The sequence below is a fragment of the Aneurinibacillus terranovensis DSM 18919 genome (assembly GCF_000430625.1).
In the GTDB taxonomy this organism is placed as follows: Bacteria; Bacillota; Bacilli; order Aneurinibacillales; family Aneurinibacillaceae; genus Aneurinibacillus_B; species Aneurinibacillus_B terranovensis.
Window position 1 is genome coordinate 1 of sequence record NZ_AUMJ01000084.1, and the last position, 14,140, is coordinate 14,140.

General features: G+C 41.0%; 16 protein-coding genes and 1 CRISPR repeat array. Of the genes, 14 read left to right on the forward strand and 2 right to left on the reverse strand.

Features of this window, described 5'->3' with window-relative positions; all coding sequences use genetic code 11:
• Positions 1 to 240 precede the first annotated feature (240 nt).
• Both H525_RS0114430 and H525_RS0114435 read right to left on the reverse strand, forming a co-directional pair.
• Complete coding sequence (locus H525_RS0114430; RefSeq protein ID WP_027416775.1) at positions 241 to 693, reverse strand: type II toxin-antitoxin system VapC family toxin; 453 nt, start codon at positions 691 to 693, stop codon at positions 241 to 243.
• Positions 684 to 938 carry an AbrB/MazE/SpoVT family DNA-binding domain-containing protein gene (locus H525_RS0114435; protein WP_051331056.1) on the reverse strand — a complete coding sequence of 85 codons (255 nt, stop codon included), beginning with the start codon at positions 936 to 938 and terminating at the stop codon, positions 684 to 686. Before H525_RS0114435 ends, H525_RS0114430 begins: the two co-directional genes overlap by 10 nt.
• Positions 939 to 1,698: 760 nt before the next feature.
• Between H525_RS0114435 and H525_RS0114445 the strand changes: the two genes are divergently transcribed.
• The 14 genes from H525_RS0114445 to H525_RS0114510 all read left to right on the forward strand — a co-directional run bounded on the left by H525_RS0114445 (position 1,699) and on the right by H525_RS0114510 (position 13,475).
• On the forward strand, positions 1,699 to 2,646 hold the full coding sequence (locus tag H525_RS0114445; protein ID WP_027416777.1) for a phosphate/phosphite/phosphonate ABC transporter substrate-binding protein: 948 nt from the start codon (positions 1,699 to 1,701) through the stop codon (positions 2,644 to 2,646).
• 65 nt (positions 2,647 to 2,711) lie between these two features.
• A complete protein-coding gene (phnC, locus tag H525_RS0114450; RefSeq protein ID WP_027416778.1) occupies positions 2,712 to 3,500 on the forward strand; it encodes a phosphonate ABC transporter ATP-binding protein in 789 nt (262 codons plus the stop codon).
• Positions 3,490 to 4,293: a phosphonate ABC transporter, permease protein PhnE gene (gene phnE / locus H525_RS0114455; protein WP_051331057.1), complete on the forward strand. Its 804-nt coding sequence runs from the start codon at positions 3,490 to 3,492 to the stop codon at positions 4,291 to 4,293. Before phnC ends, phnE begins: the two co-directional genes overlap by 11 nt.
• A complete protein-coding gene (locus H525_RS0114460; RefSeq protein WP_211237018.1) occupies positions 4,293 to 5,147 on the forward strand; it encodes a PhnE/PtxC family ABC transporter permease in 855 nt (284 codons plus the stop codon). Before phnE ends, H525_RS0114460 begins: the two co-directional genes overlap by 1 nt.
• 62 nt (positions 5,148 to 5,209) lie before the next feature.
• A complete protein-coding gene (locus H525_RS0114465) occupies positions 5,210 to 6,067 on the forward strand; it encodes a PHP domain-containing protein (protein ID WP_027416781.1) in 858 nt (285 codons plus the stop codon).
• Positions 6,068 to 6,099: 32 nt separating this feature from the next.
• Positions 6,100 to 6,735 (forward strand): DapH/DapD/GlmU-related protein, encoded by a 636-nt coding sequence (locus H525_RS0114470; RefSeq protein WP_027416782.1) that lies wholly within the window; start codon positions 6,100 to 6,102, stop codon positions 6,733 to 6,735.
• Positions 6,736 to 6,839: 104 nt separating this feature from the next.
• The gene (locus H525_RS0114475; RefSeq protein WP_027416783.1) at positions 6,840 to 7,538 is read left to right on the forward strand and encodes a GntR family transcriptional regulator; all 699 of its coding nucleotides are present in this window, start codon (positions 6,840 to 6,842) and stop codon (positions 7,536 to 7,538) included.
• A gap of 113 nt (positions 7,539 to 7,651) precedes the next feature.
• Positions 7,652 to 8,077, forward strand: a complete 426-nt coding sequence (gene phnG, locus H525_RS0114480) for a phosphonate C-P lyase system protein PhnG (protein WP_027416784.1) — start codon at positions 7,652 to 7,654, stop codon at positions 8,075 to 8,077.
• Positions 8,078 to 8,092: 15 nt separating this feature from the next.
• Positions 8,093 to 8,704: a phosphonate C-P lyase system protein PhnH gene (gene phnH, locus H525_RS0114485; RefSeq protein ID WP_027416785.1), complete on the forward strand. Its 612-nt coding sequence runs from the start codon at positions 8,093 to 8,095 to the stop codon at positions 8,702 to 8,704.
• The gene (locus H525_RS0114490) at positions 8,704 to 9,840 is read left to right on the forward strand and encodes a carbon-phosphorus lyase complex subunit PhnI (RefSeq protein ID WP_027416786.1); all 1,137 of its coding nucleotides are present in this window, start codon (positions 8,704 to 8,706) and stop codon (positions 9,838 to 9,840) included. Before phnH ends, H525_RS0114490 begins: the two co-directional genes overlap by 1 nt.
• Entirely contained in the window at positions 9,837 to 10,679 is an 843-nt protein-coding gene (locus tag H525_RS0114495) for an alpha-D-ribose 1-methylphosphonate 5-phosphate C-P-lyase PhnJ (protein ID WP_027416787.1), read from the forward strand. The genes H525_RS0114490 and H525_RS0114495 overlap by 4 nt, the downstream gene beginning before the upstream one ends.
• A 16-nt stretch (positions 10,680 to 10,695) precedes the next feature.
• Positions 10,696 to 11,535, forward strand: a complete 840-nt coding sequence (locus H525_RS0114500; RefSeq protein ID WP_027416788.1) for an ATP-binding cassette domain-containing protein — start codon at positions 10,696 to 10,698, stop codon at positions 11,533 to 11,535.
• A 39-nt stretch (positions 11,536 to 11,574) separates the two neighbouring features.
• Complete coding sequence (phnM, locus tag H525_RS0114505) at positions 11,575 to 12,783, forward strand: phosphonate metabolism protein PhnM (protein ID WP_027416789.1); 1,209 nt, start codon at positions 11,575 to 11,577, stop codon at positions 12,781 to 12,783.
• A complete protein-coding gene (locus H525_RS0114510) occupies positions 12,768 to 13,475 on the forward strand; it encodes a phosphonate C-P lyase system protein PhnL (protein WP_027416790.1) in 708 nt (235 codons plus the stop codon). Before phnM ends, H525_RS0114510 begins: the two co-directional genes overlap by 16 nt.
• Positions 13,476 to 13,703: 228 nt before the next feature.
• A CRISPR array of direct repeats spans positions 13,704 to 14,136; the repeat unit is 30 nt; unit sequence GTTTTTAGACTACCTATGAGGAATTGAAAC.
• Positions 14,137 to 14,140: the final 4 nt, after the last annotated feature.

The window sequence follows — 14,140 nt, forward strand, 5'->3', positions numbered from 1 at the left end:
TTCATACCGACGAGCTACAAGGGTAATCTTTCCTGTTTCTTGGGCTTCTTTGATGACTTGTAATTTAAATTCTTTAGAATGCATTGTTCGTTTCATAATGTCAGCCTCCTTGGTACATTAAGCAGTATAATAAAAACCACTCTTATTGTCCAAGTTCATTTTGGGGCTTATGAGATACCTCGTCTATACCGAAAAAACTAACAGTTTTTAGACTACCTATGAGGAATTGAAACCAAAACCTTAATTAAAGGGATCCAGACTTTGGATTCCGATAGTCCGAATTTCCGTTATCTGTTCTAATCTCTGGTCATTTGTAATAAATAAGTCAGCATTGGACGTAATGGCCGATGCCACAATCAGTGCATCTGGTGTTTTGAGTCCATATTTTCCTCGAAGGTAGGCGGCCCGTTCTGCTACACTTACATTTACAGATACTATTGTCAAATTTGGAAAGTGGGTAAAGAGAAGGCGGTACTTTTTTTCAAGCGAATCATTCCCTTCTCGAATCGGCTTGGTCAATATTTCTGTTAACGTAATAGTTGAGGCAACCGCTTCGAAGGACCCTTCTTCTACTTTTTCAAGAAGAATTTTTACCGTTTCGCCATATTGTGGATGCTGCTCAAACGCATAGATAAAAAGGTTGGTGTCCAATGCTATCCGACGGATGTTTGAGAGTGCATTTTTTATTCCCATCCCTCGCGCTCCTTACGGATGTACTCATCCCCGTTTTCCTTTTCCCAGAGTTCTTTGCCGAGCCCCCAGAATGCATCTGAAAACTTTTTAGGTTTTCGGATGACAATTATTTCATCGCTTATTTGGTCATACTTCCAAATTAATTCGTCGCCAACATCTAGTTTTGCTTTTTCACGGATTTCTTTAGGTATTGTCGTTTGATAACGCTGTTTAATTTCACTTTCGGATCGTAATGAAAAGTCCATCTTCAAAACCTCCATTGGTGTATGACATATTTAAATCTTATCATACAATGATACATTATAGCGAGAAAAACGAAAAATATTTCAGAAATTTTTAGTTGTTTGTTTTTAGACTACTGAGGAATTGAAATAAAGATGAAAAAAAGTTAAAACGGGTATGGGACGTATCCTCTTTAATTATGGATAACGTCCTTTTTTGCGTATAGTCACTCATGACGCTAACGCAGCACCGACAGATGATGAAATAAAGCTATTTCAGGATAGGAAAACTTTCCTGCACGCATAAGTGTAACTAAGGCTATCGCCTGTGACTTTGTCTTGGCACTAGCCAAGTTTTCATTATTTTTACATAATTTTAACATTCATTTTACTGCGCTTTAACCCGTATAACTTGGCATCAAGTTAGGCTAAGAGCAGAAAGAACATATAATTATGAAGTAGATGTGCACGGCCATGCGAATGATACCAGACTTTCCCTTGTTCTTTAAGGTCATCAAACCAGGCATTAAAAAAAATTCAGCCAGTAGACATTATAAACCGTGATGCTGCGAAAGGTCTTGAGGAATTGATGGGTAAAGAGGAAGAGGAAGGAGTAGAGATGATTCCTGGAATTGAAATATCGGTTTACGATTTTACGAGGAATGTGTTCGAGGAACATGATTTGACACAATTTTTTATGAGCGTTTTTTGTGGACTTTATATACTTTACTAAATGAAAGCTGATCTTTTACTAGACTATTACAGAATCATCCGGAGGGATACCATGTTAAAGAAAATAGCGGCTTCTATTATTTCAACGATTATTCTAGGTTCATTGGTAGCTTGTTCACAGTCAAATGCTGTCGATAAAAATAACCAAGCAGCTTCAGCCGGACAGAAAAAGGTAGATACACTTGTTATTGCCTATCTGCCAAATGAGGCAAAGGAGGAACTTGCCGAAGCACGTCAAGGTTTGGCAAAGGACATGGAAGCTGCACTTCATGTAAAAGTTAAAGAGTTTCTAGCAAGCGACTATAACGCGGCTATTGAGGCTATGAGAACAGGTAAAGCGGATATCGCTAACTTTGGGCCGCTTTCCTACTCACAGGCACATGAACGCGCAAATGCAGAGCCGCTTGTGACACCGGCCCTTGACGGAAAAATTGAGAATAGCGGCTACTATTCCTATATTATTGCGAACGCTAAAAATGACAAAGTGAACTCCATCGCCGATTTGAAAGGCAAAAAATTTGCTTTCGTGGATCCAAATTCTACTTCGGGTAACCTTGTACCTTCTTTTGAAATTCTTAAGGCTATAAATGATAGCAAGCTTACTTTTGAAGATTTACACACCAATGGAAAATTCTTTGAATCCGTGACTTTCTCCGGTGCACACCAAAATGGTCTGCAGGCTGTAGCGAAAGGGGATATCGACGCTGCTCCAGTTGCTTCCGATATATTTGAACGTGAAGTAGAGGCTGGAAGAGTTAATAAAAACGCTGTGAAAATTATTTTTAAGTCGCCTTTGATTCCCGGTTCTCCGATCGCAATTCGCGGAGATCTTCCTGAAGACTTGAAAAAGAAAGTGAAAGACTTTCTAGTGAAGTACGATAATGACAAATATTTCGCAGATTTTGTAGGTCAGAAGCAAGGGGAGAAGATTCGTTATGCTCCTATCGATGACTCTGCTTTCAAGGGTATCTATGATTTGAGGAAAAAGTTCAGTTTATAATCTGTCTCATCGAATGTTAAAAGGCAAAGGGGACACCCTTCGCCTTTTTAAGGAGGGGTAGTAGGATGAACAAACATTTAATCATAGAGCATCTGACAAAATCCTATGGTTCAGGTTCGCTGGCTGTAGAGGATATCAGCTTTGAAGTGGACCAGGGTGAATTTATAGCGATCATCGGGCCTTCGGGTGCAGGTAAGTCAACGATTCTTCGGTGCATTAATCGTATGGTCGAACCGACAGATGGCCGTATCACTTTCGAGGGAAATGATATCAGCCATATAAAGGGGAAAAAAATCAGAGAAGCCAGACGGCGTATAGGGATGATTTTTCAACACTATAACCTTGCTTCACGCCTAACGGTTATGCAAAACGTCATGCATGGCCGACTTGGCTACATGTCTACAATGGAGGGTGTTTTAAATCGATATAAGGAAGAGGATAAGCAGAAGGCCGTTAAATTTTTGGAAAAGGTAGGCCTTTCGAAATATATGTACAGGAGAGCGAGTGAACTATCAGGAGGTCAGAAGCAGAGAGTAGGCATCGTTCGAGCGCTTATGCAGGAACCATCCCTGCTTCTATGCGACGAGCCGATTGCTTCTCTTGACCCGAACAGTGCCAAAGTAATAATGGACTTGATTCGAGATTTAACACATGAGTGGAACATTTCCTGTATCGTCAACCTCCACCAAGTCCATGTGGCAAAAGAATACGCAACAAGGATTATCGGCATCCGCCAGGGAAAGCTGGTTTTCAACGGATCGCCATCGATGCTTAGCAACGATGTGATTGAAGAAATTTATAATACTTCCATTGAAAATCTAATGATCCACGAGGAGGTAGCAGATGTTGTCTGAAACGACAAAACACTTTCCTTTAATCGACGGTAGGGAGAAAAGGAAATATACGATTGCGTTTATTGTCGTTGTCTTTCTTTTCGTTTTGGCTACATCTTATACACAATACAATCCTTTTATGATTTTTACAGAGCAGGACGTTTTTTGGGAATTCATCACACAGGATTTCTGGCCACCGGACTTTATGTTGGCAAATGGATTGTGGGAAGCAATGTTTCAGACCATAGAAATGGCTCTTTCGGCCACTTTTATTTCGTCCTGCTTCGCTTTTGTTTTTGCGTTTCTTGGTTCAAACCTAACCTCACCGTTACCGTGGCTTGCAAAAATCATACGGGCTTTTGCGTCATTCCTGCGGAACATTCCTGCGCTGATTTGGTCATTTATACTTGTTATGGCTTTCGGGATTGGTACGTCAGTAGGCTTGATTGCCCTTATCATTGAAACCTTCGGATTTCTTCTTCGGGCGTATATTGAAACGATTGATGAGGTGGGAGCAGATATACTGGAGGCCTTAAATGCAACCGGGGCGAATTTTTTTCAAAAGTTAACCCATGGAGTGATTCCGGCAGCAACTCCCGGCTATATTTCCTGGTTTCTTTATTGTATTGAGGTTAATATCAGAGCTTCAACCATCATTGGGATGGTTGGCGGTGGAGGGGTAGGCCTTGTGCTTATGACCTATATAAAGTCTTTTAAGTATCATATTGCCGGTGCGATTATCCTCTCTATTGCTGCTGTAATCATTTTGGTTGATCTTATCACTAACTGGCTGAGAAGGAGAGTTCTTGTCTGATGGATGATTTGTATGTTACAAAAATGCAGGCTGATAAGGGTGAGTTCCTTCGCCAAAAGTTAAACAAGTCCGGAAAGATCAGGATCAACAATCCTGAATATAACCGTCCCGTGAAAGTATTCCTAGGGATTGTCATTGTTCTTTCTATCCTATCTTTAGTAAGCCTTGATATAAACTGGGTGACACTCGCATCCCGTTTAGGAAATCTTGTAGGTGTATTTGCTGACCTGGCAAAATTCAATTTTTCAAATATAGGTACGGTATTTATAGCCTTTGCTGAATCGGTAGCGGTCACCATTCTTGCCACTTTGTACAGCCTAATCATGGGCCTGGTAATGGGTGCATTTATGGCCAAAAATATAACCCCAAGTAATAAACTTGCCGTTGCACTTTCTGCGTTACATTCATTTGTCAGGGCGGTTCCTACTCCGGTATGGGTCTTGCTCTTTCTTGCATGCCTTGGGTTTGGTCCTGCACCTGGAATTGTAGGTTTGTCATTGCATGCCACTGCATTCTTTGCACGTGCCTTTACACAGGCTTTTGAAGAAGTTTCAACGGATACCATTGAGGCACTGCGGGCGACCGGAGCAACTCGCATTCAGATTTTTTTCAGCGCCATATTGCCAGCGTCCTTAACGGCTCTTATTGCTTGGGGGGCCATGAGGTTTGAAATTAATTTTTCCGAATCTTCTATACTCGGAATGGTAGGAGGAGGGGGGATTGGTTATTCCATTGCCGCAAGTATGACCGGATACAACTTAGGCCGCGCAGGGGTTTCAATTCTAATGGTATTTCTGTTTGCTTATTCCCTTGAGTTGATATTTACTGCTATGAAGCGCAGGATGAAAATCTGATCGGTTCACGGAACTTGTTGTCAAGTTAAGCAAAAAACTAGAAACAATAGTAGGAGGTAAGTATGAAGGTAGATTTGCACTGCCATACGAATATATCCGACTGCTCCCTGTCATTTAACGAGGTGATTGAACTGTCTTTAAAAGAAGAAGTCAGCCATTTAGCCATCACGAACCACGACACTACGAAAGGCCTCGAGGAAATGGTCCTGGGAGGCAAGGAACGAGGGGTAGAGATCATCCCGGGAATTGAGATATCTGCTTATGATTTTGTAAGAAAAACCAGGGTACATATTCTGGGGTATTTTATAGAACCGGGGCATTCAGCCATCGAAGAACTATGCAGCCCACTATTGAAAGAAAGGCATCAAGCCTCCTCGATCATGGTCAGTAATTTAATCCAAGCCGGATACAATATCAGCTGGGAACAGGTGTTGAAGTTTGCAGAAGGCGGGACAGGGGTTTATAAACAGCACATCATGCACGGACTGATTGAAAGTGGGTATACGCAGACCATCTATGGTGAGTTATACAAAAAGTTGTTCTCTCGCGGTCAGGATGGAGAGACGCCAGGTGTTGCTTATGTTCCTATTGAATATGTCGATGCAAAATCTGCTATTGAAGCCATTCGCCAGGCGGGTGGAGTTCCTGTACTGGCCCATCCGGGGCAGTATAATAATTTCGATGCGATACCGGAATTGGTAGAAAGCGGGCTTGCAGGAATTGAAGTATGGCACCCTTGGCATGGACGAGATGAAGAAGAACGAGCGAAACAGTACGCTATTCAATATAATCTCATCATGACCGGCGGGTCGGATTTTCACGGTTTTTATGGAGAAAAAGAAGTTCGATTGGGGTGTAAAAATCCAGGACTGGCATGTATTGATGCTCTAAAAGCACGGAAGGAAATGATGATTCGATAAGAATCCCAGGGGAAGGAGCGAGGACCGTACTTATGCAGCATATTCACCGCCCGAAAAAGGATTCAAAACTCTCAACGGAACCTCTGATCCACGAATCAAGCCATATTATTAATAGTTATGCGGGGGAATGGACGTCGATCGGTCCATACAATAAAATAATTGAATCAAAAATCGGCGATTACACCTATACCATGGATGACGTAACGGTCAATTACTCTGAGATCGGTAAGTTTACCAACATTGCCTCCCATGTTTGCATTAATCCCGTGCAGCATCCGATGGACCGCGTAACTCAACATCATATGACCTATCGTCGGATTGACTACGGCTTTGCTGAAACGGATGATGAAGATGTTTTTAACTGGCGTCGCTCAAATCGTGTAATGATTGGCCATGATGTATGGATAGGGCATGGGGCCATTATTATGAAAGGGGTCACTATAGGGACCGGGGCTGTCGTTGGTTCCGGTTCTGTTGTGGCAAAAGATGTCGAACCCTATCAGATCGTAGTCGGTGTTCCGGCCAAACCGATTAGAGCAAGGTTTCCGCAGAATACGGTCGAGAAATTATTGAAGATTGCTTGGTGGGACTGGCCCCGCAAAGTCCTTGAAGAACGTTTTTATGAACTGAATCATATTGAAAGCTTCATTGAGAAATATGGGGAATGAATAGAATAAATACTTGTTACCTGCTCTAGTCTTGAACTAGAGCTTTCTGTTGTCTTACCATGTGCTTAACTTTTTGTCAAAATCATAGAGAAAGTGGGAGAGAAATGTCAGAGGAAATGATTATGGACAAACTGATTTTTGATATTAATGCGGGGAAATATGAACCGGATGATAAACTACCCTCTGAAAATGAACTGGCGGATTTATTTAAAGTGCCGAGGATTACTGCGCGCAAAGCTTATAAAAAGCTTCAGGAGTTAGGATATATTTACTCGAAGCAAGGAAAAGGGAGTTATGTAAAAGACAGACATCAACAGATTCCCTTAGTTCTTTCCGGTAATGTGAGCTTCAGTGAGAAAATGGTTGAGCAGGGGTACCACTATCAGTCAAAAAATATTTTTTGTGAACAAATTCCTTATAATAGAAAAATTTTTGATTCGCTTGGAATCCATGAAAATGATAGAGTGTTTAAAATTGGTAGATTGAGAATTGTAGACCATCTACCGATTGCTATTCATATTTCTTATGTGGCGGAGTCTGTTTTTCGTGACATTGACAAGGATGGAAGAAATATTACCTCCATGTTCGAGTACTACAAGGGAAAGGGATATACGGGGTTTGACTCAAAAAACAGCATTTTGAGTGTCATATTCCCAACGAAGTTTGAGCGCGAGTTACTGGAGTGTTCAAGTTTAATTCCCCTTTTAGTATTGGAATCTGGCTGTATTGATGAAAAAACCGGTACCGTATTGGAATATACAAAAATTTTATATAGAAGTGATTTTTTCACTTATGTAATTTAACCAGCTGATTTACAAATGATTAACATAGTTTAACATACTTTTTACCTTCAACACTTGGCAACAAGATAAAGTGAAATCAGAAGATAAATAGCTTGCGTATAGGAGGCTAATGGATGAAACGAAAAAAAAGAACGGAAATCTTGATTAATGGGTCGCAAGAGATTGCAGCAGCATTGGCACAAGAAATACGGGATAAATATGAAGTGAAAAGGATTGAGGAACCTAACAATGGCTTGGTCATGGTCAAAGTAAGAGAAACAGCACAAAAAAGCCTTTTCTACCTGGGTGAAGTATTTGTAACAGAGGCTAAAGTGCAAATCAATGACTCGTTGGGAATTGGGATCGTAAAAGGGGATGAACCGGAACTCGCTTACGATTTGGCAGTGATTGATGCGGCATATAATGCCGGGCTAAAAGAGACGGAAGAATGGTCGCAACTTTTACTGTCTGAAGAACAAAGAATCAATGACAAGAGGAGATCAATCTACCATAAAGTTCTCAAGACCAAAGTGAACTTTGACATGATGGACATTGTATAAAAGGAGTAGAGGTCGATGAAATTGGACTTGGTTCATGATATACAAATGGCCTATAGAAAACTAATCAATTCCATGTCAAGTCCAGGATTAATCTCTTGTCTTGAGGGTCAAGCTGACAAGATTGATATGGAAGCCGGTTGTTTTCCATCTACATTGGTCCTGGCAATCATGCTCCTCGATACGGAAGTCACTTTCAAGGTGTTTTCCGAACAGGAAGCCAAAATCACAAAACGTATTAACCAGTTAACTTATGCCAAAGCAGTGGAAGCGGAAAACGCAGATTTTATTTTTGTTTTAAATGACGCTGCATCGACTGATTTACTAGGTGCGCTGGAAATGGCGAAGATTGGAGATTTGCTGAATCCTCACGAGTCTGCAACGATTGTTGTTGAAGCGGATGTGGTATCAAGTGACGTGGCATCAGGTGACGTGGAACTCCTTCTAACGGGACCGGGGATTGAAGGAGAATCTTCAGCCCAGGTGATAACAAAGGGTAACTGGGTGGATATTCGTACCAATAAAAATGCAGAATACCCTTTGGGCATTGATCTTATCTTTATTGACCCGGATCATCATCTTTTATGTTTGCCAAGAACGACGCAAATTTTGAAGCAGGTGGTTAGATAATGGGATATGTAGCTGTGAAAGGTGGAACCCTTGCCATTGAGGAATCCATCAAACGTTTAAAATACGAGAGACTAAAGAAAGGAACGGTATTAGATATCCAAAGAATCGAAGGCGGCATGAGAGGTTTGATCGATCAAGTGATGTCGGAAAGCAGCCTTTACAGTAAAACTCTTGCGGCCATTGCGATTAAACAGGCAGAAGGGAATCCTGAGGAAGCAGTCTTTTTGCTCAGAGCCTACCGGTCTACGCTGCCTAGAAAACATTATTCAAGAACCGTTCATTCCGAGGAAATGATGATGGTGGAAAGAAGGATTTCGGCAAGCTTTAAAGACATTCCTGGCGGACAAATTCTGGGGGCTACTCACGATTATACCCACCGGTTAATCGATTTTGGTTTGGCTCACGAAACAGAAGCAGAAGCATTACAGTGGCTGAGTGACTTTGAAAATGAAGACGACATCGACGATATCGATCTCATACGTCTACCCAAGGTGTTGGATTATTTAAGGAATGAAGGCTTAATGGCTGAGTGTCAAAGTAATGACCAACAACCGGATGATGTCACAAGAAAGAGCCTTGAATTCCCAACCAGCCGCAGTCAAAGGTTACAGATTTTAACTCGGGGGCAGACGGGTGCAGTTACCTCTTTAGCTTATGCAGTTATTCGCGGGTACGGGTCTTTGCACCCTACAGTTGGTGAATTGCGTGTGGGAAATTTGCCTATCTATATCGACAACCCTATCAATCTATCGAATGAAGAGGAAGATGCCTATTATATTGGCGACATAAAAGTGACGGAAGTAGAGATGTTGATTCCGGTAACCGTGGAAAAGGAAAGAGGCAAAAAGGAAATTGAGTTTGAAATTGGGTATGGGATTTGCTATGGCCAAAATGAAACCAAGGCCATTGCAATGGCCATTTTAGACAATTGTCTGGAAACAGGGAATCCGGAGTATCCAACACATGATGAAGAATTTGTTCTCTGTCATATCGATTCTGTAGAGTCGACAGGGTTTATTTCCCACTTGAAAATGCCGCACTACGTAACCTTCCAATCCAAGCTGGATAGTGTGCGCAAGACAAAAAGGGAAGGGAATAAGGAGAAGAAAGAAACCCAAGAGGAGATAAAAGTATGAACAGAGAATATAATTTTGCTTTTTTTGATGAGGGTTCAAAAAGGGAAATCAGAAGGGCAACATTGAAAGCTATTGCCATTCCGGGTTACCAGGTTCCCTTTGCTTCTAGAGAGATGCCCATTGCAAGGGGCTGGGGAACAGGCGGGCTGCAGGTAACTCTTTCTTTAGTCGGGAAGGATGATGTTCTAAAAGTCATTGACCAGGGGTCGGATGAGTCGGTGAATGCGGTGAATATTAAAAAGCTTGTGGCCAAAACCACAGGCATACCCACAACAGAAGAGACATCGAAGGCTACGATTATTCAATCGAGACATAGAATCCCGGAAATTCCGCTGAAGAAAGGGCAGGTTCTGGTACTTCAAGTCCCACTTCCAGAGCCATTAAGAGCATATGAGCCAAAGGAACATGAAACAAAGAAACTACACGCGGAAAAGGAATACAGCGGGGCATGGCTAATGCTCTTTGAACAAATCATGAAATACGGAAATATGTCAACGGGAGCGGATCATCCGGTACTTGTACATGATAGATATGTCATGGCGCCTAGTCCCATACCGAGGTTTGACAATCCAAAGATGAATAGCTCCAAGTCGCTCATTCTGCTAGGGGCCGGCCGTGAGAAAAAGGTATATGCTATACCGCCCTATACCCGTGTAGTATCCCTTGCCTTTGATGATTATCCATTTGAAGTCGAGTCATTTCACGATAAGAGCTGCAAATTGTGCGGAGCTACAGAAGTATTTATGGATGAATTAATCGATGAAGAAACGGGAGCAACCTACTATCAATGCAATGATACGGGCTACTGCTTAGCTAGATTAAATCTTCAATCCGTATAAAGAAGGTGTCGAAAGAATGGATGAATTTGAAGCACCGATATTATCAATAAAAAACGTAAACAAACAATTTGGAAGTGGTTGCGAAGATTGCGCAAGAATGGACCATTTAATTAAAAATTTTTGTCCTACTTGCGGAACGGTCTATGCCTGTCAAAATATCAGCTTTGACCTGTACCCCGGGGAGGTTTTTGGAATTGTTGGAGAGAGTGGCAGTGGGAAGTCAACGTTGATGAGATGTCTATACTTTGACCAGGATGTTACCAGTGGAGAGGCTTTTATTCGTTCCTATAAGCATAGTAAAAAAAATCTATTTGAAGAATCTTCCCAACAAAAAAGATTTATTCGAAACCATCTGATGGGTAAAGTCTATCAAAATCCAATACTTGGACTGAGGATGAATTTCTCTTCGATTGGGAATATTGCAGAAAAACTGATCGCAGCAGGAAATCGAAATGTGGAAGAAATGGAATCAAGAGGAAGAATGCTTCTAGATCATGTAAATATCCCAGTTTATCGTATGAAGGAAGCGCCAAAAAATTTCTCCGGTGGAATGCAGCAGCGGGTTCAAATTGCCAAAGCATTGTCCAATAATCCGTCCATTCTCCTTCTGGATGAGGTAACAACAGGGCTGGACTTGTCCGTTCAAGCCAGTGTTTTGGATTTAATCAAGCAACTTCAAAGAGAGTTGAATATCAGTATCATCATTGTTTCCCACGATTTAGGGGTCATAAGAATGCTTGCGGATCGAACGATGGTCATGTTGGATGGAAAAGTGGTTGAACACGGATTAACAGATCAGATTTTAGAAGATCCACAACACCACTATACACAGCAATTGGTCCATTCGTTGCTTTAAACGAATGGATGTCCAAGGAAAAATGGGAGGGGAAAGAAAGTGTATCTCATTACGAACGGACGGATCATAACAGAAGAAGCTATATTTGATGGGTTCGATCTTTTAATTAAAGGGGATAAGATCCATCAAATTGCTTTTAAGGGCGAGATTGATGTGGATGAAAATGTAGAGGTAATCGATGCAGCGGGTGGGTATATTTCTCCGGGCTTCATCGATCTTCATTCGGACTATATTGAGCATATGGCGGCTCCAAGGCCAACCTCACTTATGGATTTTCATTTGGGTCTGCGAGAGACTGAAAAAGAGCTGATTGCCCACGGGATTACAACCATGTATCATTCACTTTCTTTACTTAAATCCACGGAGTATTCGTATAAACCCATCCGTGAACCAGAGAATGTAAGAAAATTCATTAATCTAATTGACGAAACTCATCGCACAAAGCATTTGGTACGCCATCGTTTCCATGCAAGATTTGAGATTGACAACATTGAAGAAATTGACAATCTCAAATCTTATATAACAGAACAAAAGGTCCACCTCATTTCCTTTATGGACCATACACCAGGACAAGGGCAGTACAGAAATTTGGAGATATACAGAAAAACGGTAAAAGGATACAACGATTTTAGTGATGAAGAAATTGATAGAATCATTGTTGATCATCAGAATAAAGAGAAGGTTACGATTGAGAAGATCAGGGAACTTGCAGAACTGGCGAAAGAACATGGAATTGCTATTGCATCCCATGATGATGATTCTATTGAGAAGTTGGAGCTTGTGCAAAGCTTTGGCACAACGATTAGTGAATTCCCGATTACGATTGAGATTGCGAAAAAAGCAAAAGAAAATGGAATGGTAACGATAGCAGGTGCACCGAATGTTCTTTTGGGAGGTTCTCACAGTGGGAATTTGTCGGCCGCAGAAGCAATTCAGCAGAAATGCATAGACATTCTCTGCAGCGATTACTATCCCGCAGCCCTGCTTCATGCTGTTTTTGAAATGAATAAAAAGTATCAGATGGATTTGGTAGAACTATTTAAGCTAGTGAGTATTAATCCTGCAAAAGCGGTAAATATGGATGAAGAAATCGGGTCCATCAGAGAAGGAAAAAAAGCAGACTTATTGATTCTTGAAAAAATTGATCAAGATTTTCCTGTTGTTACTGCTGTTTTTGTAGATGGGGAGCTAATCCAGAAGACAGACTATAGGATTTCAAAGCAGGTGATTTCGTGCAAAACATACTAACGATTGAGCAATTATCCAAATCATTTACTCTGCATAATTTGAATAAACAAATTAAAGCAATAAACAATATAAATTTTTCTTTAAAAGAAGGAGAATTTATTGGAATAACCGGGAAAAGCGGCAGTGGAAAGTCAACGATCTTAAGGTGTATTTATCGTACGTATCTGCCTCAGGAAGGGAGCATATGGTACAATTCTAAAAAATTTGGGCCTATCGATTTAACCAAGGCAAATGCACGGGAAATCATCTACTTAAGAAAGCGTGAAATCGGCTATGTGTCACAGTTTTTAAATGTAATGCCCCGAACAACGGCAAGAGAACTTGTCAAACAGGCCATTTTAGAAATGGGCTATGAGGAAGATTTTGCGGACAAGGAAACTAAAAAGATGCTGGAGCATTTTGAACTAGATCCAGAATTATGGGACAGCTACCCTGCTACCTTTTCAGGCGGTGAAAAACTGCGGTTGAACATTGCACGAGCTATGGTGAAGCGTCCGAGACTGTTGCTGTTGGATGAACCGACTGCGAGTCTCGACAGTGTTTCAAAGGTAAAAGTAAAAGTTCTAATTGAACAACTCATGAATGAAGGAACAACGATGCTGGGGATCTTCCATGATCTTGAATTCATGAAAAATCTTTGCGACCGGGAATACAATATTCAAGATGGACAATTTGCTTATTTTACTTCATAAACTAAAACATTGTGATAAGGTGAAGTTTCAAGTAAAAAAAGCATATATGGTGATATATGGATTATTATAAAAGCATTCTTAAGATTGTCGTCGACCTGTAGTCATGTAAGGAACCCGGGGGATCGACGACAGATAAAATTCAGGAATACCAAAAGGTTTCGCAGAATAGCTTGTTTTTTGGTATGATTACTAGTAAGCAAGAAAGCTGATTTTTTGCGATAAAAATGGGTTTTTAGACTACCTATGAGGAATTGAAACAATAACAATACTCTTTTATCCTTTAGGTCCCTAGCTGGTTTTTAGACTACCTATGAGGAATTGAAACTCGACCGTGCTTTTTATCCCCAGTTACTTGTGACAGGTTTTTAGACTACCTATGAGGAATTGAAACTGGTGGGGAAAATGCCCGGTTAATCTTTGATTCATTTTGTTTTTAGACTACCTATGAGGAATTGAAACCTTTGACCTCGATATTCATGAGAGCGAAGGATCTGGTGTTTTTAGACTACCTATGAGGAATTGAAACTGTTCATACATTTCATCAAGACTGAGGGAAGGTGAAAGTTTTTAGACTACCTATGAGGAATTGAAACAAACGGAACACTGTGTATCCTCAGTATGACGATGTTTAGTTTTTAGACTACCTATGAGGAATTGAAACAGGC

What these genes read in the sequence shown, in the direction of transcription:
- phnG (WP_027416784.1), top strand. Translation starts at nt 7,652, where the DNA reads ATGAAACGAAAAAAAAGAACGGAAATCTTGATTAATGGGTCGCAAGAG.
- H525_RS0114460 (WP_211237018.1), top strand. Translation starts at nt 4,293, where the DNA reads ATGGATGATTTGTATGTTACAAAAATGCAGGCTGATAAGGGTGAGTTC.
- H525_RS0114470 (WP_027416782.1), top strand. Translation starts at nt 6,100, where the DNA reads ATGCAGCATATTCACCGCCCGAAAAAGGATTCAAAACTCTCAACGGAA.
- H525_RS0114495 (WP_027416787.1), top strand. Translation starts at nt 9,837, where the DNA reads ATGAACAGAGAATATAATTTTGCTTTTTTTGATGAGGGTTCAAAAAGG.
- H525_RS0114490 (WP_027416786.1), top strand. Translation starts at nt 8,704, where the DNA reads ATGGGATATGTAGCTGTGAAAGGTGGAACCCTTGCCATTGAGGAATCC.
- phnC (WP_027416778.1), top strand. Translation starts at nt 2,712, where the DNA reads ATGAACAAACATTTAATCATAGAGCATCTGACAAAATCCTATGGTTCA.
- H525_RS0114465 (WP_027416781.1), top strand. Translation starts at nt 5,210, where the DNA reads ATGAAGGTAGATTTGCACTGCCATACGAATATATCCGACTGCTCCCTG.
- phnH (WP_027416785.1), top strand. Translation starts at nt 8,093, where the DNA reads ATGAAATTGGACTTGGTTCATGATATACAAATGGCCTATAGAAAACTA.
- phnE (WP_051331057.1), top strand. Translation starts at nt 3,490, where the DNA reads ATGTTGTCTGAAACGACAAAACACTTTCCTTTAATCGACGGTAGGGAG.
- H525_RS0114435 (WP_051331056.1), bottom strand. Translation starts at nt 938, where the DNA reads ATGGACTTTTCATTACGATCCGAAAGTGAAATTAAACAGCGTTATCAA.
- H525_RS0114500 (WP_027416788.1), top strand. Translation starts at nt 10,696, where the DNA reads ATGGATGAATTTGAAGCACCGATATTATCAATAAAAAACGTAAACAAA.
- H525_RS0114445 (WP_027416777.1), top strand. Translation starts at nt 1,699, where the DNA reads ATGTTAAAGAAAATAGCGGCTTCTATTATTTCAACGATTATTCTAGGT.
- H525_RS0114430 (WP_027416775.1), bottom strand. Translation starts at nt 693, where the DNA reads ATGGGAATAAAAAATGCACTCTCAAACATCCGTCGGATAGCATTGGAC.
- H525_RS0114475 (WP_027416783.1), top strand. Translation starts at nt 6,840, where the DNA reads ATGTCAGAGGAAATGATTATGGACAAACTGATTTTTGATATTAATGCG.